This window comes from Aquisediminimonas profunda, from assembly GCF_019443285.1.
Lineage (GTDB): Bacteria > Pseudomonadota > Alphaproteobacteria > Sphingomonadales > Sphingomonadaceae > Aquisediminimonas > Aquisediminimonas profunda.
Genome location: NZ_CP080327.1, coordinates 1152340 through 1176150 on the forward strand (window position 1 = coordinate 1152340; position 23811 = coordinate 1176150).

The window sequence follows — 23811 nt, forward strand, 5'->3', positions numbered from 1 at the left end:
GATGCAGCAACTATTGCATGGCTTTGCGCATGACAGAGCCTCAGGATGAAACCCGCATTCCCGTGATCATTGGTGTCGGGCAGGTCAATGACCGACCCGCCGACGATGCAGACGCGCTTGATTCTCGCCAGTTGATGGAAGCCGCGATCCGCGCTGCTGATGCCGATGCGGGCGGTGGCTTCATCAGCCGGATCGACTGGCTTGGCATCACGCGCCAGATTTCCTTCCCGTCGCTCGACAAGACAATGGTCGACGGGATTTGCACGGCGCTCGGCATTGCGCCTGTTCATGCTGAACAGAGCAAAGGTCCCAATGGCGATACGCCGATCAAATATCTGAATGATGCAGCCAATGCGATCGGCGAAGGCCGTGCCCAGGTTGCGATCGTTGCCGGCGCCGAAGCCCTGCGGACGGCTGCGCGGCGGCCGGACGGCGGTGGTATCGGGCGCAACATGCGCATGCCCGAGGTGCCGCCGATCCATGTGAAATATGGCTTGCGGACGCCAACAGACATTTATCCCCTGTACGAAAATGCCGGTCGCAAGACCTGGGGCCAGACCCTGGCGGAAGGTCAGGCGGAAACAGGCGTGATCTGGTCGCTCTTTTCACAGGTTGCTGCGGCCAATCCGGCCGCCTGGATCCGCAAACCGCTGCCCGCAGAAGAAATCATCACGGCCAGCGCCAACAATCGCCCGATCGCCTTTCCCTATACCAAGCTGATGGTCGCCAATTCATCGGTGAACCAGGGTGCGGCGTTGCTCGTTACCAGCCTTGCCGTGGCACGGGCTGCTGGCGTTCCGGAAAGCCGGATCATCTATGTCGGCAAGGGCGCTGCTGCCCATGAATCGGACAATGTTCTGGAACGCGCGCGCTGGGATAACTCGCCCAGCATGGCTGTCACCCTCGAACAGGTGGTCGCGCGCAACGGGTTGGATCCGCAAAAGCTCGATCATCTCGAACTCTACTCCTGTTTCCCGTGCGTGCCCAAAATGGCGCGGCGCACGCTTGGCCTGCCGGCAGACCGGGTTGCGACGATGTTTGGCGGGCTGACCTTTGGCGGCGGACCGATCGGCAATTATATGGCGCATGCAGCGGCTTCGATGGTCGAGAAGATGCGCGTCGAACCGGGCGACGGGCTGCTGTTCGCCAATGGTGGCTTTGCCACACACAATCATGCCATCCTGCTCACCACCCGCCCGCAACCAGCGGGAACATTCCCGCAGGACTATGATTGCCAGGCAGAAGCGGACGCGCGGCGCGGGGCGGTGCCCGAATTGGTCGATGGCTATGAGGGACCTGCCGAGATCGAGACCTACACTGTCATTTATGATCGGGAAGCGCAGCCCAAGTTCGGCGTCGTCCTTGCCAGGACACCGGATGGCCGACGAGCCATCGCGCGCGTTCCGGCAGAAGATGATGGCATGATCGCCTTCCTGACCTCTGGCGCAGAAGAACCCGTCGGCACAGCCGGCATTGTCGTTCGTGAGGGCGATTTTTGTTATTGGTCGAGAGGCTGATTTACATTTGACCCGCTGCCCACTTAACTGACGCAAAATTCTCGGGGGAGCCTGATGCGTCTTTATCTTGCCGGCCTGTTGCTTGCGGTCTCCATTCCCGCCACGGCACTGGGGCAGACCCGGGACTCTCCCTTTCCCGGGACCATGACGCTCAATGTTGATGCGACCGACACGGAGCAGGGCATTTTCCGGGTGACCCAGACAATTCCTGTCGCGTCGTCGGGGCCTATGACGCTCAACTTCCCGAAATGGCTCCCGGGCAATCATGCGCCGCGCGGTCAGATCGAAAAGCTGGCCGGTTTGACAATCCGGGCCGGGGGCAAGCTGTTGTCATGGTCGCGGGATCCGCTGGATGTCTATGCATTTCGGGTCGATGTTCCAGCAGGGGCGCGGCAACTGGACATTGACTTCCAGTTTCTCTCCGCGACCGAAGAGGATCAGGGGCGCATTGTTGTTTCGCCGGAAATCATCAACCTGCAATGGCAGTCTGTCTCGCTCTACCCGGCCGGGTGGGCCACGCGACAGATCCCTGTTGCAGCAACCTTGAAAATCCCGAATGGATGGCGGGCGGCAACGGCCCTTCGACCGACTTCCGGATCGGGCGAGCGGCTTGCCTTTCCTCCCGTCGATTATGAAACACTGGTCGACTCTCCCGTTCTTGCGGGCAAATATTTCCGGTCAGAGTCACTCGGCCACAATGTGACTCTCAACATCGTCGCGGATGAGGCGAAATATCTGGCTGCCACCCCTGCCCAGATCGAAGTGCATCGCCGATTGGTCGACCAGGCGGTCAAACTCTTTGGATCACGACCTTTCGACCATTATGATTTCCTGCTCGGATTGACTGAGCGGATCGGCACCATCGGACTTGAGCATCATCGGTCTTCGGAGAACATTGCATACCCTGAATATTTCATCGACTGGGCAAGTGGACCGGGGCGCCGCAATCTTCTGGCGCATGAGTTAAGCCACAGCTGGGTGGGCAAGTATCGGCGTCCGGCGGGCCATATGGTCCCTGATTTTTCAACACCACTCAATGATGAGCTGCTCTGGGTCTATGAGGGGCAGGATCAGTTCTGGGGATATGTCCTCGGCGCGCGTGCAGGACTTTTCAGCAAGGTTGAAACGCTCGATGCGCTGGCTGCGATTGCAGCGGCACAGGATGTGCGCGTCGGCCGCAGCTGGCGCGACCTGGCAGACACGACCAATGATCCTGTCATTACGCCCCGCCGCCCCAAGGGCTGGATCAGCTATCAACGCAGCGAAGACTATTACAATGATGGCTTGCTGATCTGGCTGGAAGTCGATGCCCTGCTTCGCGCACAAACAGGGGGCGTGAAGGGAATGGACGATTTCGCACGAGCCTTTTTTGGCGGACAGGACGGAGACTTCAGGCCGCGAAGCTTCACCTTCGACGATGTGGTTGCCACGTTGAATGCCATTTCGCCTTTCGACTGGGCGGGACTGCTCATCCGGCGCACGACCAAAGAGACGGCGAATGCCCCCCTCGAAGGCATCAGCCGGGGTGGCTATAGGCTGGTCTATACCGAAGAACCGAGCCTTTATTTTCGCGACAAAGAGAGGCGTGCCGGAGAAATTGACCTCAGTTTTTCGGTCGGCCTGACGATAGGCAAAGGTGGAAAGGTCAACACCGTGGTTTGGGATGGCCCGGCCTTCAGTGCCGGGCTGACTTCAGCGGCGGAGATCGTTGCAGTCAACGGCCGTGTCTATTCCGATCAGGGCCTGATCGATGCCATTTCCGCCGCAAAGGGTGGCAGCGAACCGATCCGCCTTATTGTCAGAACGGGCAGCCATGTGCGCGAAATCCCGATCAGCTGGAATGGCGGGCTGCGCTATCCCCGCTTGGCCAAAGCAACTCCCGGGGACTCCAGCCTCGACCTGCTGCTGCGCCCGCGACCCTGAAAAGCGAAAGGCCGCTCCTTCGTCTTGATACGAAGGAACGGCCCATCTTCAGGCCCCGGCATGGGGAGGGCGGTGCCGGAACCCTGTTTCTACCAGTCGATCGACGCGCGGATCGCGAATGCGTCAGTGCTGTACTTGCGCTTGTCGACTGGCGCTGTCGAAAGCGGCTTGACGGTTGCAGCTAGCGGTCCGCCTTCAACTTCTGTGTGGATATAGTTGAACAGGAACCGGACATAGTCGGTCGGAATCCAGGTCAGGCCCGCGAGATATCCGGTCTGCTTGCCGCCGCGACCAAGCCGGGTGTTCAGCGCTGCGAGGGACGTGGCTCCAGTCGCAAAGTTGTTGGTCAGTCCGTTCTTGAGCTTGGCTGTATCAAGGTCAAGATAGTCGACACGACCGATCAACTGGAATGCGCCCGACCCGCCCTTGTTGAAGGGATGAAGGACCTTGGTCCGGTCCCAGAGGCCGTTCTTGTAGCCGCGGGTTTCACCCGTCAGGAAATACCCGACTTCGAAGAAGCCACTGAAAAAGCTGGGGTCTCCGGTTGGTGTAACCAGCGAGCCGCCGTTGAACGCGTCGAGACCAGTCGCTGTATCGCCAGCGCTATAGGCATTGACCTTAACATACTGTGCTTCGCCGCCGAAATGGAGCGACTTGAACACGCCATAAAGTTCGGCACCGAAGATGTTGTCGCTCTTTGCGGCGAAGTTGCCCGTATCGACATAGCGCACGTCCGTCGTCTGCAGGAACGGGCGAGCACGATAACGGGCGATCTGGTTCGTTGACGGTGCACCGACCGAAGTCGACGCGACAGCATTGTCGTTGGACTGGAACTCGCGGTGTTGGAAGTTCAGGCCCATGTGCACAAAACCGTTGCCGACATAGGGCGTATAGGTCGTCCGTGCAGCGAGAATGTAGCCGTCATTGTCCAGCGAGGCATCAATGCTGTGTGCTGCAAAGATGCCAGTGTCGAACCGGAACAGATTGTCCTTCGAGTGAAGGTTGACCGAAAGGCCAAGCCGACGTGTGTTGCCAAAGGCATCGTTTGCCTGCGCGCGTTCGATGAACGAGGACCAGCGTGAACTTGTGATCTGTTCCATACCGTCCAGCGACTCTTGGTTGCCGAACGTGAAGCCATAGATCTTGCCCGTCGGTGCGTAGGTCAGGACGACATCACCGAAGCCAACTGTGCTGTTGGCATAGTCGACTTCCGCCTTGTACCCGAAGCCACCCGGAATTGCACCCTCAACGCCGATGCGGAACCTGCGAACACGCGTGTTGAAACCAAGGTTGCGATTCGTGACATAATTGTCCGGCTTGGGCGCATAGGCAGTGTCGATCATCAGGCGCCCGCGCACCTTGAAACTCCAGCCTTCGCTGTCGGTCCATTGCGGCGCGCCCTTCCAGCTTGGTGTGGCCTTTGTGACCGCCGCTTTCAGTTCGGAGATCTGTGCCTGAAGCCCTTCGATCTGTGCTTCAAGGGCTGCAGCGCGCGCATCCGCCGCACTGATATTGGCCTCTTCAGCAGGAACAGCGGTATCGACACTGTCGGGTGAGGGCGCATCAGCCGGCGGTTCAACTTCCTTGTCCGCCGTTTGTGCGTTGACTTGCGGTGCGAAGGCCATTGCACTGGCCCAGAGCAGAACCCGCAACAGGGTAAAGCGTTTCATGTATTGCCCCTTATTCTCTTTGGAGTGTTACTTGAGACCCGCCGCGTTCATCGGCGTCATCGTGGTTGCGAAGGCGGCAGCGCGCTTGCGCGACGCGTCGGGACTGGCGATCAGCCCGTATTGCAGCAGGTAGCCACGCGGCCCGAAAGTTGTTTCCTTGGCATATTCGGCAGCGAACTGACGGATGCCTGGAATAGCCTTCAAGTGCGCATTCTTCACATAGATGTAGAGTGCCCGCGATCCCGGGTATTTGAAGCTCGAGATGCTTGCGCCGGTCGGTGCAACGCCATTGATCGCTACACCACTCAGTCGGTTCGCATTCTCTTCAAGGTAGGAATAGCCAAAAATTCCGACTGTGCCCGGATTGGCTTCCAGCTTCTGGACAATAAGATTGTCGTTCTCGCCAGCATTGACATAGCCGCCGTCTTCACGAACGCCTTTGCAGATCTGGTTGTACTTCGCCTCGTTTGCCTTCTTCATGGCGGCCATAGCTGGGTTTGCTGCGCAGGCTGGCTCAAGGATCAGGTCTTCGAGCGATGAGCGGGTACCGCTGGTCGTCGGCGGACCGTAGACGCGGATCGGAGTCGCCGGAAGCGAGCCGTTTACATCTTTCCAGGTCTTGGCTGTGTTCGGCTTGCCGAATGGCGTTTTTGCGATTGCCATATAGATGTCGCGCAAACTTACGTTGCGAAGCGGTCCGCCCTTGGCTGTTGCCAGTGAAAGCCCGTCGAGGCCAACCTGGATTTCCGTGATCTGCGAAACGCCATTGGCTGCGCACTGTTTGAACTCGGAAAGCTTGATACGACGCGAGGCATCGAGAATGTCAGGATGAGCGGCGCCAACGCCTGCACAGAACAGCTTGGCGCCGGCGCCGGTGCCCGTGGATTCGACGATCGGTGCCGGAATACCGGGGTTTGCCCGCGCAAAGCGTTCAGCAACGGCCTTTGTGAACGGATATACGGTCGAGGATCCGACGACCCGGATGTTGCGGCGCATTTGCGCCGATGCTGGAACAGCCGCAACGCATGCCGCAAGCGCGGCCACGGTCAGCTTGGTGGAAAATTTCATGATAGCCCCTGAAACTGGATGACCTTCCGTGCGACTCGTTCGCCCGGATGGCCACTGCACTAGAGCCAGCGCATTCCAGTTCGGTGACAGTTGGATTTCACATTTGTGACAATGGGCCTTAGCCTTCGGCCGGAACGTCACTTTCCGTGGCGGCACGGCGCGGTCGTCCACGTCGGCGCGGTGCGGGTGCTTCTTCCTCGACGTCTACCGGGAAATCAGGAATGGTCGCAACCATTCCGTCACTTCCAAACGACGGCGGCAGAACATTTACATCAATCGTTGCCGGTTCCACGGGTTCGTCGTCATTGCCGCGATTGCCATTGTAGCGGCCATTACCGCGATCGTTGGCGTAGCGATCTCCGTTCCTGTCACGCTCGCTGCGCTCGGGCCGGGCATTCCGCTCATTGCGATCATTGCGCTCGCGGTTGTCTTGCCGGCGCTGCGGCCGACGTTCCTCTTCGCCTTCGTCGCCGTCAATGGATTCAGCAGTAATCTGGTCTTCGCCTTCATCGCCTTGCCAGTCATCGCGCTGCGGCCGACTTTCTTCAAAGCGAGCGCGAGTCTCTGCAACGACGCGAAAGTAGTGATCTGCAAACTGCAGATAATATTCCGTCATCACCCTGTCGCCAGCGAGTTGAGCATCGCGGGCAAGGCTTTTGTACTTCTCGAGCAACTGCGGCGCATTGCCGCGCGCGCGATTGTCGATGCGATTGCCTTGTTCGCGCCCGCCGTTTTGCTGGCGCTGTCCACCCCGGCCGCGACGGCGGCCAGCTTGACGATTGTTGAGCAAAGATTGTCCCTTTTCTCTGGGTGTAATGCCTGTGTAGTTCGAATCAGCCTGCAAGACCCCGACCAGACGCGCCCTTGCGCGCCGTCCGCCTGCCAAAGCCGGATCATCCCAATCAGGCCTCAGATGGTGGGGGTAAGAACTGGATGGCGTCCCGCTGGATGCGCTCGTCCAAATCTTGCGACCGCCTTTATCTGCCTTTCCCGTCCAATCCAAGGGAAAAATGCACAATAGCGCGGTCCCGTCCCCCAAGATCCTGCCTCACCTGTGGAGTAAGCCCATTGGCAACGAAGAGTTCAGACACAGCGGCCGCCTGCGTTGCACCGATTTCAACCGCAATCATGCCGAGCGGATTGAGAAGGGGCGGGAGCTGGGGAATCAGGTGGCGATAGGCATCAAGCCCGTCTGCGCCCGCAAACAGGGCAGACTGTGGCTCATAATTCCTTACCTCTGCAGGCAGGTCAGCATCGAGCTCTACGTATGGAGGGTTGCAGAAAATGAGGTCGAATTGTTCGGACAGGCCGGTGCCCCAATTTCCTGTCGCGAATCGGGCTCTAGAGGCAAGGCCCAGTTGCGTCGCATTGTCACTGGCAACCTCAAGGGCGACGTTTGAAGCATCAACGCCGAGCCCTTGTGCCTCTGGCCATTCCGCAAGGGCAGCAAGCAGCAAGGCTCCGGACCCGGTGCCAAGATCGAGGATGGAAGATGGCCCGCGGCCACCGCGTGTTGACGATCCGAAGTAATCGATGGCAGCCTCAATCAAGGTTTCGCTGTCAGGCCTTGGAATGAGAACCCCGGGAGAAACAGCAAGGCTGATTGTCCAGAAGTCGCGAGTCCCGGTAATATAGGCAATCGGTTCATGCGCTGCCCGCCTGGCCACCAATTCAGCAAAGGCGGAAGGAGGCGGCCTCTCGAGAGAACCGAGGAGAAGCGCTTCACGCGACAGGCCCAAGGCTTGAGCCAACAGCAATTCGGCATCAAGCCGCGGGGTGTCCGAAATCGAAGCGAGCCTTTGGGTCGCTTCGTTCAGGGCCTCACGCAGAGTCATCCAGCCCCGCAAGCCGCTCTGCTTCGTCAGCCGTGATGAGCGCATCGATCAGTTCATCCATCTGTCCCTCAAGAATCTCGGGGAGCCGATGAAGCGTCAGGTTGATGCGGTGGTCGGTGACACGACCCTGCGGAAAGTTGTAGGTCCGGATGCGCTCCGACCGGTCGCCGGAACCGACCATTGACTTGCGTGTGCCCGCGCGCTCGGAATGCAATCGCTCGCGTTCAAGCTCATACAGGCGCGTGCGAAGAACTTTCAGCGCTTTGGCCTTGTTCTTGTGCTGTGATTTTTCATCCTGCTGAATGACCACAAGCCCGGACGGGATGTGCGTGATGCGCACCGCACTGTCAGTCGTGTTGACGGATTGGCCGCCCGGTCCCGACGATCGATAGATGTCAATCCTGAGATCATTGTCATTGATCTGCACATCGACATCTTCGGCTTCCGGTAGGACCGCAACTGTCGCAGCAGACGTGTGGATACGACCGCCCGATTCGGTGACGGGCACACGCTGGACGCGGTGGACGCCGCTCTCGAACTTCAGGCGCGCGAACACACCCTGACCGGTGACCGAAGCAACGACTTCCTTGTAGCCGCCCATTTCAGCCGACGATGCGGAGATCAGTTCGACCTTCCAGCCACGCTCTTCTGCATATCGCGAATACATGCGAAACAGATCGCCGGCGAAAAGCGCCGCCTCGTCTCCACCGGTCCCGGCCCGGACCTCAAGCATGGCCGAGCGCTCGTCGGCCGCATCCTTTGGCAGGAGTGACAGCGCGAGTGCACGTTCCGCCTCGGGCAAAGTGGCCCGGATCGCTTCTGCCTCTTCCTGCGCCATTTCGCGCATTTCGGGGTCGGCGAGCATGTCTTCCAGCCCGGCGAGTTCTGTCCGAAGCCGCTGCAACTCGCCGGCCGCGGCAGCCACAGGCTCCACTTCGGCATATTCTTTGGACAGCGCAATGAACCGATCGGTCGGCAGGTCGCCGGACGACAGCTGTGCTGACAACTCCTCCCGCTTCGCCAGCAGTGCGGCGATCCGTTCTGCGGAGATGGTGGTCATGCGTCGATGCCGCTCAAGAGAAATTTGGAGCCAATGGCATCCCATACCTGACGCGCAACGCGATTGCGCTCCTGATCATCCTTGCCCGAATAGCTGAAGTAATATTCTCCCATCGGGTCGCCTGCCTGGCGAATGTAGAGAATGGACAGCGCGCCTTCTTTCCGCGCAATCTCCGCCCGGCGTTTCGCGTTACCGCGGAAGGCCATTTCGGTCGCGACGCCCGCCCGACGCAGTGCCGCTGCAACGGCAAGGGCCTTGTTTTCAAGGCCAGCTTCCGTTGGAATGACGGCGACAACCGGGACTTTGATGGGCTGCGATTCGAGCAACATGCCCAATCGTTCAATGCCTGCCGCCCAGCCGACCGCAGGCGTGTGCGGACCGCCCAGGGCCTCGATCAGTCCGTCATAGCGTCCGCCGCCCAGCACGGTCCCCTGCGCGCCAAGCCGGTCCGTGACGAACTCGAACGCGGTGTGGCGGTAATAATCGAGACCGCGCACGAGCCGCGATGCGCGCGTCCAGGCAATACCTGCAGCATCCAACCCCGCTGTCACTGTGTCGAAAAAGTCCCTCGCTTCGTCCGTCAGGAACGTATCGATATCGGGTGCGCTGTCGGCGGCAGGCCGATCGCGCGGGTCCTTGCTGTCGAGGATGCGCAGCGGATTCTTGTGCAACCTCTCGAGGCTGTCTTCCGAAAGATCGGCGCGATGCGTTTCGAAGTGGGCGATCAGTTCGGCGCGCCAGGCCTCGCGCGATCCCGCGTCGCCCAATGTATTGAGCTGCAGCGTGACACCCTCGCTGATCCCGAGTTCCTTGAGCAACTGGTCTGCGAAGCAAAGCAGTTCGATGTCCGCCGCCGGCTCGGCTGCACCGATCACTTCGGCGTCAAGCTGGTGAAACTGCCGAAAGCGTCCCTTTTGGGGACGCTCGTAACGGAATAGCGGGCCGTGGGTCGCGACCTTCAGCGGAGCATATTGCTGCCACCCCTCGGTCAGATAGGCGCGCCCAATCCCGGCTGTGAACTCTGGCCGCAGCGTGAGCGAATCGCCGCCCCGGTCCTCGAACGTATACATTTCCTTGGATACGACATCGGTCGTTTCACCGAGCGACCGTGCAAAAACAGCAGTCGCTTCGAAAACGGGCACTTCGATGCGCTTGAAGCCATAGAGCCTGCGGACGCGATCGAACGTTTCCACCACATGATGGAAGCGGTCAGCAGTCTCGCCGAGCATGTCCTGTGTGCCACGTATGGGCCGGGGTGTTTCGATTTTCGCCATTGCGGGCGCTCTCTAGGCGAGCCGAAGCAAAAACGCTACCACTCGGTCATGACAGCTCCCGCCAAGCGCAAGATCGGCAACCGGATTGCCCCTGTCCGTTTCATTGCTTTTCTGGCTGCATTTGCCCTGTTCGGCGCGGGGATCCAGATCGAGCTGGGGCAATGGCACTATGCCGTGATGGGAGGGTTCGATCTGGCAGCACTCCTGTTCTTCATATTGCTGGCGCCGACCCTGCGCGATGGGGAAGCAAGCGCAATCCGGCGACATGCCGCGGAGAATGATGCTAACCGGGGCACGCTTCTGGTGATTTCTGCGCTTATCGGCGCGGTGCTGCTCATCACGATCGGTGTGGAACTTACGGGCCCGGGCGAGCCCATGGCATCCTTGATCATCGTCACGCTCGGCCTGGCCTGGGTCTTCGCCAACATGCTCTATGCCCTGCACTATGCCCACCTCTTCTATGGGCAAGGCAATACGGATGGCGGCTTGAGCTTTCCGGATACCGACACACCCGATTATCTGGACTTCGTCTATTTTGCCTTCACTCTTGGGATGACATTCCAGACCTCGGACGTTGCGATCAACAGCCGCGCGATTCGCCGGGTGGTGCTGGCCCAATGCCTGGCCGCCTTCGTCTTTAACATCGGGATCCTGGCCTTCACGATCAACACGCTGGGGAGTCGTTAGGCGATTGCCGGAGGAAAAAATGGTGGGCGTGGCAAGGATTGAACTTGCGACCCCTGCGATGTCAACACACGTGAATGTTAAAGTATGCGGGAAATCTGCCACATTGATCGCGAATTCCTCGACCTTTTTGGGGCAAATGCCTGCAATTAAGGCGCATTTCACCGGACTTGCACCGGACCGAATCTGTTTGGTTTCAGTTGGCGCCGGTTGAGCGCGTCGACTGTGCGACCCTTATCATAAAGTATCGCTGACTTTCCCCACTTCTACTGACCCAGCAGAAACTACCCAAGCTCATGGCATTCCCGGCGGACTTTGCGATTTTGTAAAATCAAGAAATTTGGGCCCCAATAAAATCAATTGGTTACCGAGGCACTGTAAAACCTGTCTGGATTGTTGGAACGGCACAAAGCTTAGCCTTCCGCCAAAACCCCTCTACAGAAGCGAGGCAAATTCGATTTGGCTGAGTGGCGTTTTGGTACCACCTTGGCTCGATTTGAACCGACCGAATACCGCGAAACTATCGTGAGCCTTTTGAGAACGTACAGGCATCAATGAGGCCCCTTAGAATGGGGGCAAGACGTTATCCCGTCACTCTACGTCGAACTAAATGAACTAGATTTCTGATGCAATCATCCCGTTTCCGCTCAACTTAGGTTGGCGAGAGATTCAACTGCGTAGAGAGCCTCAAGCAGCCGAGACAGGCGAGGATCGCAGGGGAACCAACTCAGCACTACTATGCGATTAGTGGTGTAGCCGACGCCAAGCCTTCGCGCGGGATCGGCGAAGCCGACCGTACCACCCAGTCCTGGGTGGCCGAAGGAATCCGGGTTGGCTCCATACGCGCCAATATTCAGTTGAAATCCGGCGGCGTAACGACCCAAACTACCGGTGCTCCGTCCTATGCCGCAAACGCGCTCACGCGTCGCTTGAAGGAGAGTTTCCTTTCCGATCAATCTTGGCTTCGGATCGCACACCAGCTGAGCATAAATCTGCGCCAGGCTCCGCGCGTTTGCAGTCGCGCCGGAAGCGGGTTGACCGTTTTTCCGAAAGATTCTCTGATTGGGCCAGTCCCAGTCGATCACGGGATTTGTCATCGAGTCCACGAAGGCCTGTGGATCGGGCGGCGTAAAGGTTTGCAATGCAGGGGCCGGGTCGCCACAGCTGCCGACATGGCGGTGGTCTTGTTCTGCGTCCAGCCCCATGTAAATGTCCAAACCAAGGGGGTCGGCGACCTCCTCCGCAAAGAATTGGTGGATCGTTCTCCCGTCAATCCGACGCACGAGTTCGTCCGATAAAACGCCGATTGTCAGCCCATGATAACCCCAAGTACCCGGCTCAAAATACGGCTTTTGCCTGGCAAGTTCAGCTGCGATCGGGTTATGGGCGTAGTAGTCGAAGATCGTGGCCGGACACCTTGTCGCTACAAGGCCAGCCTGATGCGACATGAGTTCGCCGACGGTAATTCGCTCCTTGCCACTGGCGGCGAATTCAGGCCAATATTTCGCGACTGGCTCTTCATAAGTAAGCCGCCCCCGATCGACCAGCATTGCGATACAGATTGCAGCCAGGCCTTTTGTTGCTGAAAAAATCGTGAACAGCGAATCTGAGGCAATTTTAGAAGATTTGTCGTTGGCGAATACACCACCCCAAAGATCCACTAAAGGTTCACCATCGCGATACACGGCAAATGCGGCGCCAACTTCCAGCCCTGAAGACAGGTTCTCTTCAAATGCTTCTCGAACGCCCTCATACCCGGGGACCACGGTTCCATGTATCTCTGATGGCTCCATTTGGTTCACTTTCTAGCCAACTCAGTTGTCATGGCGGATACGACTCTATTTGCTGCAGGTCTTTCTGAGAAAGGCTCAATTCGATCCATGTGGTCCCGCTGTTTCCGGCGCGCGCATGCCCGTCTAGCTGCATCAGTTGCCCGATGCCTCTGCCCATTCGCGCAGTCTAAGGGCAAAATGTTGAGCGGGTTGCCAGTGACAGTGATAACAGGCAGCCGCTTCATGGTCTTATCCATTTATCATTCCTTGATTTTGGCATCTGCCCCTTTGACGGGCAATCGCATAAATGTTAAAATGAAGTCATGTTCTCTACTTTAGTTTGTTGCCCTTTCCGGATAACATTCGCAATAGCATTATAATTGGCGACGTGGACGCTTGGGAACAAGCCGAGGCCGGACAACAAGTCAAAAGGTCGCTCCGGAAGAGACCGGCTGTAGGGATATCGAAGGATAAAGATCGATGCTGAAGATGATATGCCATTTCAAGCGCAGGCCAGGCTTGACTCTCGAAGAGATGAAGGATCGCTACGAGAACGGACATGTTCCGCTGATCTTAAAAATGTGCCCGCCAGTAATGGATTATCGCCGGAATTACAGAATCGAGGACGGCAAGTTCGATCCTTTCGAGGATGGAAGCACCGCGGAGCCGGACTATGACGTGATCACCGAGGTTTGGTTCCGCAATCGGGAAGAGTTCGAGGCCATGGCGGAATTCGTCTCACGTCCAGATATCGCTCCGGTCATAATTGCCGATGAAGAGCAGTTCATGGATCGGTCGGCGTCAAGGATGTTGTTGTTCGAGGAGTTCTCCACAGATCAAAGCGCGTTTCAGCAGAGAACCGATGAGGGCTAATTTGCAGCGTCGTGCAAGGTCGATATACGGTTGCTGCAGGCGCAAGCTTCAGCCCATTGGGCGTTAGATCCCAGTATTCTGGGTGGAATCCAGATTCCTTCGTTTGATCATGTGCGAAGTCGAATGATCGCTGACCTTCTCATCGGAAGCATGTGGCTCAATCGCAACTGAATATAGCTGCCGACAAAGGCGCCCATGCATGCAATCATTTTGCGACTTTTAGATTACTGATTCTTCGCAAGGAGATAGGATTGACGCTCGCCGTCAATCTCCCCTGTGAAGCCAAGAGCGGCTTCGAGCATTCTCAATCGTACATTGCGTGCTTTGGCCGTATCGAGAATTTCCGCAGACTGTTTGATTGCCATTTTGGTGCCAAACCCGCTGCGGACGTGCTGATCGAAATAGCCGAGATTGTCGATCACAAAGCAGGAACCGCTGCTGATCTTTACCGCCTTGACCAGACTTTCTTCGGGCAGGCCCCAAGCGCGGGCATAGGCCATTGTCTCGGCAACAGCGAGTCGGGTCACCATCATGATGGCGTTGTTGGCAAGCTTCGCGACTTCGCCTCCGCCCAAGACATCAAAATAGAGCGGGCGACCTATCGATTCCAGCAGATCCTTCACTTGGCCTACGTCGTTCTCGCTCGCGCCGGTGAGGACCGAAAGTGTCCCATTCTTCCGGTCTTCATAGCTTCCGCTCACAGGAGCATCAAATAGCGTTGCACCTACAGTCGCAACCTGTTTTGCCATTTCACCCAGCCACTGCGGAGGTATTGAAGATTGAATAATGACCGCCTGGCCCGCTCTCATGTGCGGCACCAGCCCGTCCAGAACATTCCTGACTTGCGCTTCGGGGTCGACACAAATCACAATGACATCAGCTGAGGCAGCGACTTCCTCTAATGACCCTGCGCCGCGAGCACCCTTCGCGACCATATTATCGATCGCAGCCGTGTTCAGATCGAAGACGACCAGTTTGACACCGACTTCAGCGAGGTGTGCTGCTATGCCGCTTCCCATGTCTCCAAGGCCTATGTAGCCGACCACTCCTTTGTATTTGCTGGTCATGGGAAACTGCTCCGGAATATGGTTTACCAACTGAAGGCGCGAAACGCCTCTGACGAAGAAGAGGCGGCCGCTCCGATTGGAATGGCTGCCCTGTTGCGGTTAAATCACTTAGTCATCATCCTCACTGGAACAGCGAGTTCCGAAGCGTGAGCTGGAACATAACCGCGCGCGGCTCGTTTGGCTGCCCGACGAGATCGCCCAGGAAGCCCGAGGAAGTACCAGTCCCACTGCCGGTCAGGCCAGCGGCGTTTGCCTCGCTGACGCGCAGGACGTTGGTCAGGTTCTTCCCGATCAGTGCAGCCTCCCAAGCATTGTTTGATGCACGCAGTGCGATAGAGGCATTAAACAACCAGGATGATTTCTGATTTGCTCGGGGATCCATCTCAAGCATCGGCTGATAAGAGCTCTTGTAGGCCGCATCGGCAGACAGGCTCAAGGTCTTGCCGCCGCTAATCTCCGACTCGTAAGTGGCGCCGATGTTTCCGAACCAGTCGGCCGCACGCAACAGGCGACGGCCACTGAGATCCTGGCTTTGGAACGCGCTGATGCCGGTGAAAGGATTTACAACCGGGTTAAGGTTGCAGCCTTGCGCTGGAGTTTGCCCGGTGTAGCACGCCGCTGTGCGGAAGTCCCCGTAGCGGGCATGGTTCCAAGCCAAGGAACCCCGCAATGACAGCCCTGGAACAGCTTGCGGCCGGAATTCCATCGCCAGGTCGACGCCGTAGCTCTTGCCGCCTGTCGCGTTCGTGATCTTGTAGGCGAGAGTGGCACCGTCGAAGGCCGATAACTGCAGTCCATTATATTTGTAGCTGTAAGCTGCCACATCGAACTTGAGTTGGCGGTCTAGCAGCAAACCCTTTGCGCCGACTTCGCCACCCTTCACATTCGACTGATTATATGGCGCACGGTCAGGCCCGGTGACATAGCCCCCCGACACGAAACCATGCCTGTAGGTGCCATACAGCATCAGGTCTTCGGTCGGCTTGTATCGAAGTGTCATCTCAGGTGAAAAGTTGTCGTAGCTAGACCTCGGCTTGGGATAAGTGATCGGTCCCGTAACGGCGTCAACCAGACCTGCATCCACTGCTGTGGCGGAAATTTTCTTGACTTCATGGGAGTATCTTCCGCCAATGTTGAAATCAACTTTGGACGCGACCTGGAACGTCACCTGTCCAAATACCGAATATGCTTCGGTATCAAGGTCCGTAATCTGATGATAGTAGGTTATGGGAATTCCATTCGGAACTTGGAAGAACGCCGCGCCCATGTCGAGCAAGACCAGGCCATGGTCCCGAAACTTGTTGCGTTGATAGAAGCCGCCGGCCATGAAATTGACAGGGCCGTCATATGAAGATGTTGCCCTAACTTCTTGCGTAAACTGCCGGGTGCGGTTCTTGTCATAAGCGGGGATAAGGGTAAGTGTCGTCCAACTGACATTGTTGTTGTAGAGATCGGTGCCATAATAATAGGTCGTAACTGATGCGAGAGAGAGGGCATCCCCTACCTGTAGGTTCGCGCTGTCAATGACGGCAACTTGTCGTTGGGCGCCTTTGGTCGGCCCCTTGATCAGAGGATTCGCTGCCTGTGCCGCCGCGCTGGAGTCACTGTCAACAGTGAAGCGATCAAGCTTGCATGGCAAGGCTGGTATCGCCGTCTCGAAAAAGGGCCGACCCAAGGGACAAGCAAACATTTGAGCGCTGTTGGCCTGGCCCGAATGATTGTCCGACTGTGCATAGGACACCTTCAGAGTGTTGTCGAAGGATCCAGACTCGTAACGTAGCGTGCCTCTGAAGAAATAATCCCTACGATCACCCAGCTTCTTGTGTGACGAATTTGGGGCGACGTTGCGGAACCAGCCGGACTGATCAGCGGCATAGCCGACAATACGTATGCCCAGTCCGTCGGCGAGAGGCGCAGAAACCATAGCCTCAACAAACTTTTGCCCGGCATAGGCCTCATATCCGGTCCTGAGGCTTGCTTCGAATTCTCGGCCCGGATTGGCTGAAACAAGCGAAATAACGCCCCCGGGGCTGTTCTTGCCATAGAATAGGGCCTGCGGACCCTTGAGCACCTCGATACGTTCAAGGTCATGGAATCCCAGCCTCAGAAGGTTGCCTTGACTTACTTGGAGACCATCCAGATTGACCGACACTGCCTGGTCCAATGTGGCTGAACTGGTGCCCGAGCCAATTCCGCGCAAATTGACGACTGCTGAATTAGGACTCGACGAATTTCCGATTGAAAGGCCGGGGACCTGCGTGGCAAGACTGCTGAAAGTCGTGGTCGCATAACGCTCGATCTGCTCGGACGACATGGCCTGGATCGCAATCGGCACATCGGAAACACGCTCGCTCTGTTTGCGGGCGGTTACCACAATATCCCAGTCGCTGTTGGCCTGCTCTCCCTGTGGCTCACTTGGTTTCTCAGGCGCGGTCTGAGCCTGTGCAGCGACCGCAAAGGTCGATGTCGTGAGCGCAAGAAAAAGGATTAGTCCGGTTCGTCCGGCCCCGGAATTTCGATCGAAAAGTCGTACCATCATGTTGCACCTCCCACGGTTGACTTGATGCTGTCATTGCTCTGCAGGGTGGCGACCGGACATCAGATTGTCATTGGTCCAATTCCAATACGCACCATTCCTCGATCAACCCTGTAGAGCAATTGTGACGTCATATTCGTTTTTTTGCAACCCCTCTCATAAGACTCATTTTGTTTCTGCGATGAAGGGAATTAATCGTGACGCAATGTTGCGTCTGCTCTCAAGAATGCGGTGCTTCGCTGCGTTCCAATTGATGGCGGTTTTCCGTCCTGCCTAACCAAGAGATCTAGCGTGACACGAAACGGATTTGTTGAGTGATGTCACTATCGCAAAAGAAATTTGTGGTGCGGTGCTCTGCCATGAAGCAAGCTATGAAACGTCGAGGTAGATGCATGGATCCCTCCAACTCTTGTGAGCGCCACCGCCAATACTACGGGCGAGTCTTTGCATGGCAAATTCGGCACTGCCATTGTGGCGGAACGACAAGACAACCAGAATCAATTTTCTAAGACGAACCGCAATTCGCCGTTACCGTCGTCCGGCATTATGAAACCGTTGAGTTCATTGATAATGTCCCAATTGCGCGCGACGTCTTCCGGAGTAGATGGTTCCTGAATTGATCCCTGCCATCCTTTGGCACTGCCAATGAAATTGCGCGCAAAGCGACCTGCGATAGCGGAATAGATCGACCTCGTCACATTGCACTGCTCGCTAACCAGAAAAAGCGCGAGCGGCGTCACGAATTCTGGCGACATCGCCGTCTGAAGTTTCGCCATGGCTTCGAGGACTGACCGAAACTCTTCATCAGGGACTGCATCCGACGTTGCCATGCGGGTCAAAGCGCCTGGAGAAATTGCGTTGCTCATGATGCCATACTCACGGCCCTCAATTGCAACGGCATTCATAAGCCCGATGACCGCACCTTTTGCAGCTCCATAAAATGACAATCCCGGCAAACCATAGAGACCGGCAGTCGAAGTGGTAAAGACGATGCGCCCATAATTTTCTGCCCGCATTGCCGCATAGGCTGGTTGAGTGACGTAAACGGCACCGTGCACATGTGTCGCAAGCGTCAGCTCCAGCTCCCCAACCGTTCCTTCGGTAAATCGCCTCTGCCTTAAAATTCCAGCATTGTTGATCAAGATGTCGAGCTTACCAAATTTATTGAGAGCAGTGCGCACGATAGCTTCGCCTCCCTGCGGGGTCGCCACGCTTTCGTATGATGCCACGGCAACCCCACCGGCAGAACGTATTTCCTCAACCACGGCATCGGCACTCGCTCTTGAACTCCCGGTTCCGTCGACCTGTCCTCCAAGGTCATTTACCACAACCGATGCACCGCGCTTGGCCAATGCCAATGCATGTGCACGCCCAATGCCGTTTCCCGCTCCAGTGACAATCGCTACGCGTCCATCGAATCGAATTTCATCAACCACCATTTCTCGTCCAGCCCTTGAAATTGTAATGAGAGGAAATCTGACGTTGCTTAACTTGATCAGACGATTGAGTAGAATGCCAGCCGGCGCCAACTGCCGGATCAAGTGCGAATCTAAACGAATCCGATTGGGCTTGGCCGACCGCAGCGAAGCTTGCTCCCGCGCCGTTCATCGTGCCTGAGCGGCTTTTCAAAGCCAACGCGCCACTGCCAATATTGCCTGAATGCATGCCCTCAGCCCTGAATCACGCAGCAAGTTCGAACTAATGTGTCACCCGTCGAAACATCGCCATCAGATTGAATGCGGTGACCAACTTCTAGAACAGAGCCATCTTACAAAATGTACGTTCGATCGGACAGTTCATCCTCGTCCAGCCCTAGTGCAGGGTCTGGAATTACTCAATAGTGAATATGACATCGTCTTACTATAAATGTCAGTGGCGGCGTCAGATGCCGTGTTTCGATGGGTAAGGGCTCTGGTTGAGGCTCTTTCTTGTATTTTCGTATGGCTTGAAGTTTGCGTCGCAATGCACACCCATGTTTCAGACGTTTATGCCGAGATGCAGTGAGCCTGCTTGCTGACAGTCGGCCAACACCCGAATCTGTGCAATCGCACGTCCGGTATCAGGCCCTCCTCTGCAGAGATGCCATGAATTAAAAACATTAATGGCATCAGTTTTAGGTTTTTGATTTAGATCAATGTAAGCCGCAGTCTTGCGCCTAAACGCCGACAAGGTGCAGCATTTGGTGGGCGGGAGGATAGATCGAAATAATTCTATATGAATAGAAATAAAAATATTACCTTTTATAAATAATATAGTCGGAATGGTAATTAAAGAATCGAACTATATAAATATAATAGACAATATTGTGATATATATTCCAAAATATTGAAATACTCACCTGCCTTCAGGAGGGGAATTATTGATGATTATTGACATTTTTGCGGAACTGCAGCGAGCTGAAGATTGGTCGTCGAAAGGTGAGGCTTCAGTCTTCAGGAACGCCATTGAGCAGGGAAGGTTGGCGGACGAGCTGGGCTATGGCGCTTGGTGGACCGTGGAGCATCACGGAGCGACCGAATTCAGCCTTTCGTCTGCGCCGGAATTGTTTCACGTCGCTTTGGCCATGACGACGAAGAGACTGCGGGTTGGTCATGCAGGAGTGCTTACGCCGTTCAAGGTCAATCACCCGGTTCGCATTGCAGAACGCGCAGCAATGCTCGACATTCTCAGCAATGGTCGTCTGGAGTTGGGTCTCGCGAGGTCGTCTGCCAACGAATGGGAAGTATTTGATGTCCCAAAAGAGGTGACCCAGGCCCAGTTTAACGAGCTGTCGGCGATGCTTCCAAAGATGTGGGCAGATGAGCCGTTCAGCTGGAATAGCGATCAGGTTCGCATACCTGAGATGAATGTTGTTCCTAAGCCGCTGCAGAAGTTTCCACGTCTTTGGGCCTGCGGGCAGTCACTTGAGGGGGCCCACAATGCTGGTCGCTTGGGTCTCGGCTTTCTTGGCGTTACAGTCATGGAATCGCTCGACAAGACGATCGCGCTCAAGAGAGAATTCGAGAAGGGTGCCGAGGAGCGCTCTAGCGACATTGGTCAGCCCAATCTCGACTATGCTCTCTTTACCTTCACCCATTGCGCTCCCAGCAGGGAGGCTGCAATCGAAAGCCGCGCTGCTGAATCAGCGATGTGGTACGTGAATCGTGCGGCATCATATTTCAAGGTGCCGCGGGAAGGCCTTATAGCCGGCGTCCGTGGATCAGCGGCGCTCGATGATGTCAGCTGGCGCCAGCAGAGCTATGCTAATAGGGCACCAGAGGCCTGCGACCCCGATGATCCTCATCCCGTGATCCGCCTCTTGAACAGGCAGTATCTCGGGATGCCGATCGATCCTGAAGAAGCTTATGAGGGATTGGCAGGTATAGATTCAGTCATCTTCGGCGACCCTGACACTTGCTTGCGAAAGATCAAGAAGATCCAGTCGATCGGTGTCGATCGCCTACTCACCCTTCAACAGTTCGGGCATTTGAGTCACGAGCAGGTTTGCTCAAGCATCAATTTGCTCGGCAAGGAAGTTATTCCACAACTTTCCGCCTCTGCACCATTGGAATGTGTTGCGGCCGCCTGAAGTCACAGGACTCCAATCGTAAGGCAGCCTCAACTTTTAAAATTGTAATTCACGGAGATGTAATCATGACTGATACTTCCAGGAAGCCAATGCGCTTCTCGATGTTTGGTGACTTTTCGCCGGCAGCTCCACCGAACCTTTGGTATGGGGATAACGCCAGGGATTTCGATTTTCTGAACCTAAGCCACTGGATCAAGTTGGCCCAGGACCTTGAGAAGGCAAAGTTCGATACGTTCTTCTGGGCAGATCACTCCGGTCTGCACGACGCTTACAGGAACTCAGCCGCGCCCACGCTTGAAATGGCAGTGCAGTATCCGATTGGGGATCCGTGGACACTTGCCGCGGCTCTCGCCTCTTCCACGACCCATATCGGTTTCGGGATCAGTGCCAACGTCATCCAGTATCACCCCTATGTATTTGCAAGAAAAGTCGCAACACTCGACCATATCACAGGCGGGCGGGTCGGGTGGAACATGGTCACGTCGTTCCAAAGGTCTGCCTGGCAGAACCAGGGCTTTGATGGTGCGGAATCTCATGTTGATCGATACCAGCGCCTGGAAGAATACGTTGACGTGCTTTACAAGTTGCTCGAGGGCTCCTGGGAAGACGACGCCCTTCTGCGCGATTTCGAATCGCGCAAGTTCGTCGATCCATCGAAGTGTCACCGGATTCACCACGCGGGGAAATTCTACAAGGTACCTGGAATCAATATGGTTCCGCCTTCTCCGCAGAGGATGCCCGTGCTCTTCCAAGCCGGAACTTCTGAGGAAGGACGCACATTCTCGGCCAGACATGCTGAAGGAGCGTTCATCGTCGGCTCTTCGGTGAACCAGCCCGAGTCTCTGCGCCGGGTGGTGGAAGATCTCCGAAAACGCCTGGTTGCAAATGGCCGCAAGGCAGAGGACATGCATATGCTTGCGGGCCGCTCATACATAATCGGCTCGACCGAGGAAGAAGCGCGGCGCAAAGACCGGGAAATCCAAGAGGCCTATCGCGAAACAGAGTACGGCCTCGCGTATATGAGCTCCATCATGGGGCTCGATCTCAGCGCAGTGGACATTGACACGCCAGTAGGACAGTTTTCAGGCGACGCGGTCAAGGGCGGATTCCGGGCTTTTGTCGATGCTGCGCCGAACAGGAATGCGACGTTCCGGGATATTGCGAACTTCCTCATCTCCAACCGCTTTGTGGGCACGCCGGATCAGGCCGCTGACGAAATTGAGGAGTGGCTCAACCTTGGCGTTACAGGCATCAATTATCAGCAGATGAGTGGTGTGGGCGAAGTCTATACATTCATTGATCAGGTTTGCCCGGTCCTCAAGCGGCGTGGCCTCATGCAGTCCGAGTATGCGCCCGGCACTTTCCGCGAAAAGCTGTTCGGCGCAGGTCCTCGGCTTGGTGAAAGGCATCCCGCAGCTAAGGTTCGCAAATTGATTTGGTCCAGCCCCTCCATATTGGAGACGGACCCTGTCACAGCGGCACCTTTAGCTTCCAATCTGGCTGATGTGGCGGCCTGAAGACAAGGCGGGCATAGCAGCCATAGGCCAGCCAACAAGTTTTGGTCTTGGAGGTAGCCTCGCCATCATCCATCCCCGCCGGACCACGAGGCCGCGTGCCTTGTATCCGGCGGTTGAGCACTAAAGCCACTCCTTAACCTCTGCAGGCATGCAAACGCCGCTTGCCCGATCGCTTTAATAAAAAAACGACATCACTATCACTATTGCATCGTTGGCGAACAATGTTTAGGGATGGCGCAGCTATTTAGATAACGACGGCCCTTTCGTCGTTCAGCGTCCAAAAGAGGGTGTGTCATGGACAAATTTGCCTCTGCCGTGATTTATGAGAAGCCAGAAACATTTGCGCTGCGGCAATTTCCGATACCGCATATTGCCGATGGTGACATGTTGATTGAAGTTCTGGTGGCGGGAGTCGATGGTTCTGAACTTCATATGTTCAACGGTGAAATGGAGTTCATCAACAACAATGCTCCGGTGGTCTTCGGGGATGAGATAATCGGCAAGGTTGTTGCAATCGGGGACGATGCAGCAGCGAGGCGCAGCCTGAAGCTGGGCGACGTCGTCGCTGTGGAAGCAAAGTGGCCATGCAACAAATGCCCGTCCTGTTTGCAGAACCAGTACTATCTCTGTCGCAATGGCTTGGGCAAGAACGGTTACGGCACGCGTAATTGCGCTGAGCCGCCGCATCTTTGGGGTGGATACGCAACGCACGTCTTCGTCCCACCCGAAGCGCTGGTTTACCGCGTGCCCAATGATCTTTCCCTCAATACGGCATTGGTCGCATGTTCTTTGCTAGCAAATTCTGCCAGATGGTCCGAACTGGCAAAGTCTGCCGCCGGACAGACAGTCGTTGTCATCGGCCCTGGCCCCCAGGGAATCGGTTGTGCACTTGCCGCGGTTGACGTTGGTGCCAAGGTGCTGGTCGTGGGACTGGAGCGCGACGCCACCCGTCTCGAGTTTGCCGCCAAATTCGCAACAGCGGAAACCATGGCGATTTCCGGGAAGGAGACACATCAGCAGGTCGCAGAAGCGATCAGGGCCATTGTGGGGGAAGTCGACTCCGTGATCGAAACGGCAGGATCGGCGCCAGCCAAGCAACTTGCGCTGGAGTTGGTCAAGCCGATGGGGACGGTCGTTCACATCAGCTGGCCAAAGCCCCTTGAGCAACCCGTAAATTGGATGACACTTCTCATGAAGGAGGTGACTGTCCTCAACCCGATGTCGCATCCCTATTTCGTGGATCGTGGCTTCGAGCTTGCACAGCGATTGAAGTCGCAGGGCATCGACGTTGGCGAGATGGTCACACACTCCTTTGGCCTGAAGGATTGCGAGCATGCCATACGCGTGGCCGCGTATCAGACCGACGAAGTCCCGATCAAAGTTGTTATCGAACCATCACTTGACGGCCGTTGAAGCAATGCAGGCTGTTCCAGAGTTCTAAGGGGTG

18 protein-coding genes are annotated in these 23811 nt (G+C 56.4%); 7 read left to right on the top strand and 11 right to left on the bottom strand.

The annotated features are described in order from the left end of the window. Nucleotides 1–29: 29 nt before the first annotated feature. Together K0O24_RS05900 and K0O24_RS05905 are read left to right on the top strand one after the other, a co-directional pair. The gene (locus tag K0O24_RS05900; RefSeq protein ID WP_219894948.1) at nucleotides 30–1517 is read left to right on the top strand and encodes an acetyl-CoA acetyltransferase; all 1488 of its coding nucleotides are present in this window, start codon (nucleotides 30–32) and stop codon (nucleotides 1515–1517) included. A 54-nt stretch (nucleotides 1518–1571) separates the two neighbouring features. Then, on the top strand, nucleotides 1572–3440 hold the full coding sequence (locus tag K0O24_RS05905) for a M61 family metallopeptidase (protein WP_219894949.1): 1869 nt from the start codon (nucleotides 1572–1574) through the stop codon (nucleotides 3438–3440). 89 nt (nucleotides 3441–3529) lie between these two features. Here the strand turns inward: K0O24_RS05905 and K0O24_RS05910 are convergent, their stop codons facing one another. The 6 genes from K0O24_RS05910 to hisS form a co-directional block, all read right to left on the bottom strand. Then, nucleotides 3530–5110, bottom strand: a complete 1581-nt coding sequence (locus K0O24_RS05910) for an OprO/OprP family phosphate-selective porin (RefSeq protein WP_219894950.1) — start codon at nucleotides 5108–5110, stop codon at nucleotides 3530–3532. A 27-nt stretch (nucleotides 5111–5137) separates the two neighbouring features. Then, nucleotides 5138–6178 carry a substrate-binding domain-containing protein gene (locus K0O24_RS05915; RefSeq protein WP_219894951.1) on the bottom strand — a complete coding sequence of 347 codons (1041 nt, stop codon included), beginning with the start codon at nucleotides 6176–6178 and terminating at the stop codon, nucleotides 5138–5140. A 118-nt stretch (nucleotides 6179–6296) separates the two neighbouring features. After that, nucleotides 6297–6968, bottom strand: coding sequence for a DUF4167 domain-containing protein (locus tag K0O24_RS05920; RefSeq protein WP_219894952.1), 672 nt, complete (start codon nucleotides 6966–6968; stop codon nucleotides 6297–6299). A 187-nt stretch (nucleotides 6969–7155) separates the two neighbouring features. Next, the gene (gene prmC / locus K0O24_RS05925; RefSeq protein WP_219894953.1) at nucleotides 7156–8013 is read right to left on the bottom strand and encodes a peptide chain release factor N(5)-glutamine methyltransferase; all 858 of its coding nucleotides are present in this window, start codon (nucleotides 8011–8013) and stop codon (nucleotides 7156–7158) included. Continuing rightward, nucleotides 8000–9073, bottom strand: a complete 1074-nt coding sequence (gene prfA, locus K0O24_RS05930) for a peptide chain release factor 1 (RefSeq protein ID WP_219894954.1) — start codon at nucleotides 9071–9073, stop codon at nucleotides 8000–8002. The genes prmC and prfA overlap by 14 nt, the downstream gene beginning before the upstream one ends. After that, nucleotides 9070–10347 carry a histidine--tRNA ligase gene (hisS, locus tag K0O24_RS05935; protein ID WP_219894955.1) on the bottom strand — a complete coding sequence of 426 codons (1278 nt, stop codon included), beginning with the start codon at nucleotides 10345–10347 and terminating at the stop codon, nucleotides 9070–9072. The genes prfA and hisS overlap by 4 nt, the downstream gene beginning before the upstream one ends. Before the next feature lie 48 nt (nucleotides 10348–10395). Between hisS and K0O24_RS05940 the strand changes: the two genes are divergently transcribed. Next, entirely contained in the window at nucleotides 10396–11034 is a 639-nt protein-coding gene (locus K0O24_RS05940; protein WP_219894956.1) for a DUF1345 domain-containing protein, read from the top strand. Between the two features lie 644 nt (nucleotides 11035–11678). Here the strand turns inward: K0O24_RS05940 and K0O24_RS05945 are convergent. Further along, nucleotides 11679–12824, bottom strand: coding sequence for a serine hydrolase domain-containing protein (locus K0O24_RS05945; protein WP_246611182.1), 1146 nt, complete (start codon nucleotides 12822–12824; stop codon nucleotides 11679–11681). A gap of 459 nt (nucleotides 12825–13283) precedes the next feature. Here K0O24_RS05945 and K0O24_RS05950 point away from each other — a divergent pair, with 459 nt between their 5' ends. Next, nucleotides 13284–13676 (top strand): EthD domain-containing protein, encoded by a 393-nt coding sequence (locus tag K0O24_RS05950; RefSeq protein ID WP_219894958.1) that lies wholly within the window; start codon nucleotides 13284–13286, stop codon nucleotides 13674–13676. 224 nt (nucleotides 13677–13900) lie between these two features. Here the strand turns inward: K0O24_RS05950 and K0O24_RS05955 are convergent, their stop codons facing one another. The 4 genes from K0O24_RS05955 to K0O24_RS05970 form a co-directional block, all read right to left on the bottom strand. Further along, complete coding sequence (locus tag K0O24_RS05955; RefSeq protein ID WP_219894959.1) at nucleotides 13901–14743, bottom strand: NAD(P)-dependent oxidoreductase; 843 nt, start codon at nucleotides 14741–14743, stop codon at nucleotides 13901–13903. A gap of 121 nt (nucleotides 14744–14864) precedes the next feature. Then, complete coding sequence (locus tag K0O24_RS05960; RefSeq protein WP_219894960.1) at nucleotides 14865–17282, bottom strand: TonB-dependent receptor; 2418 nt, start codon at nucleotides 17280–17282, stop codon at nucleotides 14865–14867. A gap of 494 nt (nucleotides 17283–17776) precedes the next feature. Beyond that, entirely contained in the window at nucleotides 17777–18718 is a 942-nt protein-coding gene (locus K0O24_RS05965; protein WP_219894961.1) for an SDR family NAD(P)-dependent oxidoreductase, read from the bottom strand. After that, complete coding sequence (locus K0O24_RS05970; protein ID WP_219894962.1) at nucleotides 18708–18944, bottom strand: hypothetical protein; 237 nt, start codon at nucleotides 18942–18944, stop codon at nucleotides 18708–18710. Before K0O24_RS05970 ends, K0O24_RS05965 begins: the two co-directional genes overlap by 11 nt. Before the next feature lie 697 nt (nucleotides 18945–19641). On the opposite strand from K0O24_RS05970, the gene K0O24_RS05975 reads away from it, so the two are divergent. The 3 genes from K0O24_RS05975 (at nucleotide 19642) to K0O24_RS05985 (ending at nucleotide 23777) form a co-directional block, all read left to right on the top strand. Then, on the top strand, nucleotides 19642–20847 hold the full coding sequence (locus tag K0O24_RS05975; RefSeq protein ID WP_219894963.1) for an LLM class flavin-dependent oxidoreductase: 1206 nt from the start codon (nucleotides 19642–19644) through the stop codon (nucleotides 20845–20847). Beyond that, nucleotides 20763–22364, top strand: coding sequence for an NtaA/DmoA family FMN-dependent monooxygenase (locus K0O24_RS05980; protein WP_219894964.1), 1602 nt, complete (start codon nucleotides 20763–20765; stop codon nucleotides 22362–22364). The genes K0O24_RS05975 and K0O24_RS05980 overlap by 85 nt, the downstream gene beginning before the upstream one ends. A gap of 294 nt (nucleotides 22365–22658) precedes the next feature. Beyond that, complete coding sequence (locus K0O24_RS05985; protein WP_219894965.1) at nucleotides 22659–23777, top strand: zinc-dependent alcohol dehydrogenase; 1119 nt, start codon at nucleotides 22659–22661, stop codon at nucleotides 23775–23777. The last annotated feature ends 34 nt before the right edge of the window (nucleotides 23778–23811 follow it).

Bases quoted from the DNA above. Each gene is read 5' to 3' on its own strand.
- K0O24_RS05950 (WP_219894958.1), top strand. From the start codon at position 13,284: ATGCTGAAGATGATATGCCATTTCAAGCGCAGGCCAGGCTTGACTCTC.
- K0O24_RS05945 (WP_246611182.1), bottom strand. From the start codon at position 12,824: ATGGAGCCATCAGAGATACATGGAACCGTGGTCCCCGGGTATGAGGGC.
- K0O24_RS05965 (WP_219894961.1), bottom strand. From the start codon at position 18,718: ATGGTGGTTGATGAAATTCGATTCGATGGACGCGTAGCGATTGTCACT.
- K0O24_RS05975 (WP_219894963.1), top strand. From the start codon at position 19,642: ATGATTATTGACATTTTTGCGGAACTGCAGCGAGCTGAAGATTGGTCG.
- hisS (WP_219894955.1), bottom strand. From the start codon at position 10,347: ATGGCGAAAATCGAAACACCCCGGCCCATACGTGGCACACAGGACATG.
- K0O24_RS05955 (WP_219894959.1), bottom strand. From the start codon at position 14,743: ATGACCAGCAAATACAAAGGAGTGGTCGGCTACATAGGCCTTGGAGAC.
- K0O24_RS05960 (WP_219894960.1), bottom strand. From the start codon at position 17,282: ATGATGGTACGACTTTTCGATCGAAATTCCGGGGCCGGACGAACCGGA.
- K0O24_RS05910 (WP_219894950.1), bottom strand. From the start codon at position 5,110: ATGAAACGCTTTACCCTGTTGCGGGTTCTGCTCTGGGCCAGTGCAATG.
- K0O24_RS05985 (WP_219894965.1), top strand. From the start codon at position 22,659: ATGGACAAATTTGCCTCTGCCGTGATTTATGAGAAGCCAGAAACATTT.
- K0O24_RS05970 (WP_219894962.1), bottom strand. From the start codon at position 18,944: ATGCATTCAGGCAATATTGGCAGTGGCGCGTTGGCTTTGAAAAGCCGC.
- K0O24_RS05900 (WP_219894948.1), top strand. From the start codon at position 30: ATGACAGAGCCTCAGGATGAAACCCGCATTCCCGTGATCATTGGTGTC.
- K0O24_RS05940 (WP_219894956.1), top strand. From the start codon at position 10,396: ATGACAGCTCCCGCCAAGCGCAAGATCGGCAACCGGATTGCCCCTGTC.
- K0O24_RS05905 (WP_219894949.1), top strand. From the start codon at position 1,572: ATGCGTCTTTATCTTGCCGGCCTGTTGCTTGCGGTCTCCATTCCCGCC.
- prfA (WP_219894954.1), bottom strand. From the start codon at position 9,073: ATGACCACCATCTCCGCAGAACGGATCGCCGCACTGCTGGCGAAGCGG.
- prmC (WP_219894953.1), bottom strand. From the start codon at position 8,013: ATGACTCTGCGTGAGGCCCTGAACGAAGCGACCCAAAGGCTCGCTTCG.
- K0O24_RS05915 (WP_219894951.1), bottom strand. From the start codon at position 6,178: ATGAAATTTTCCACCAAGCTGACCGTGGCCGCGCTTGCGGCATGCGTT.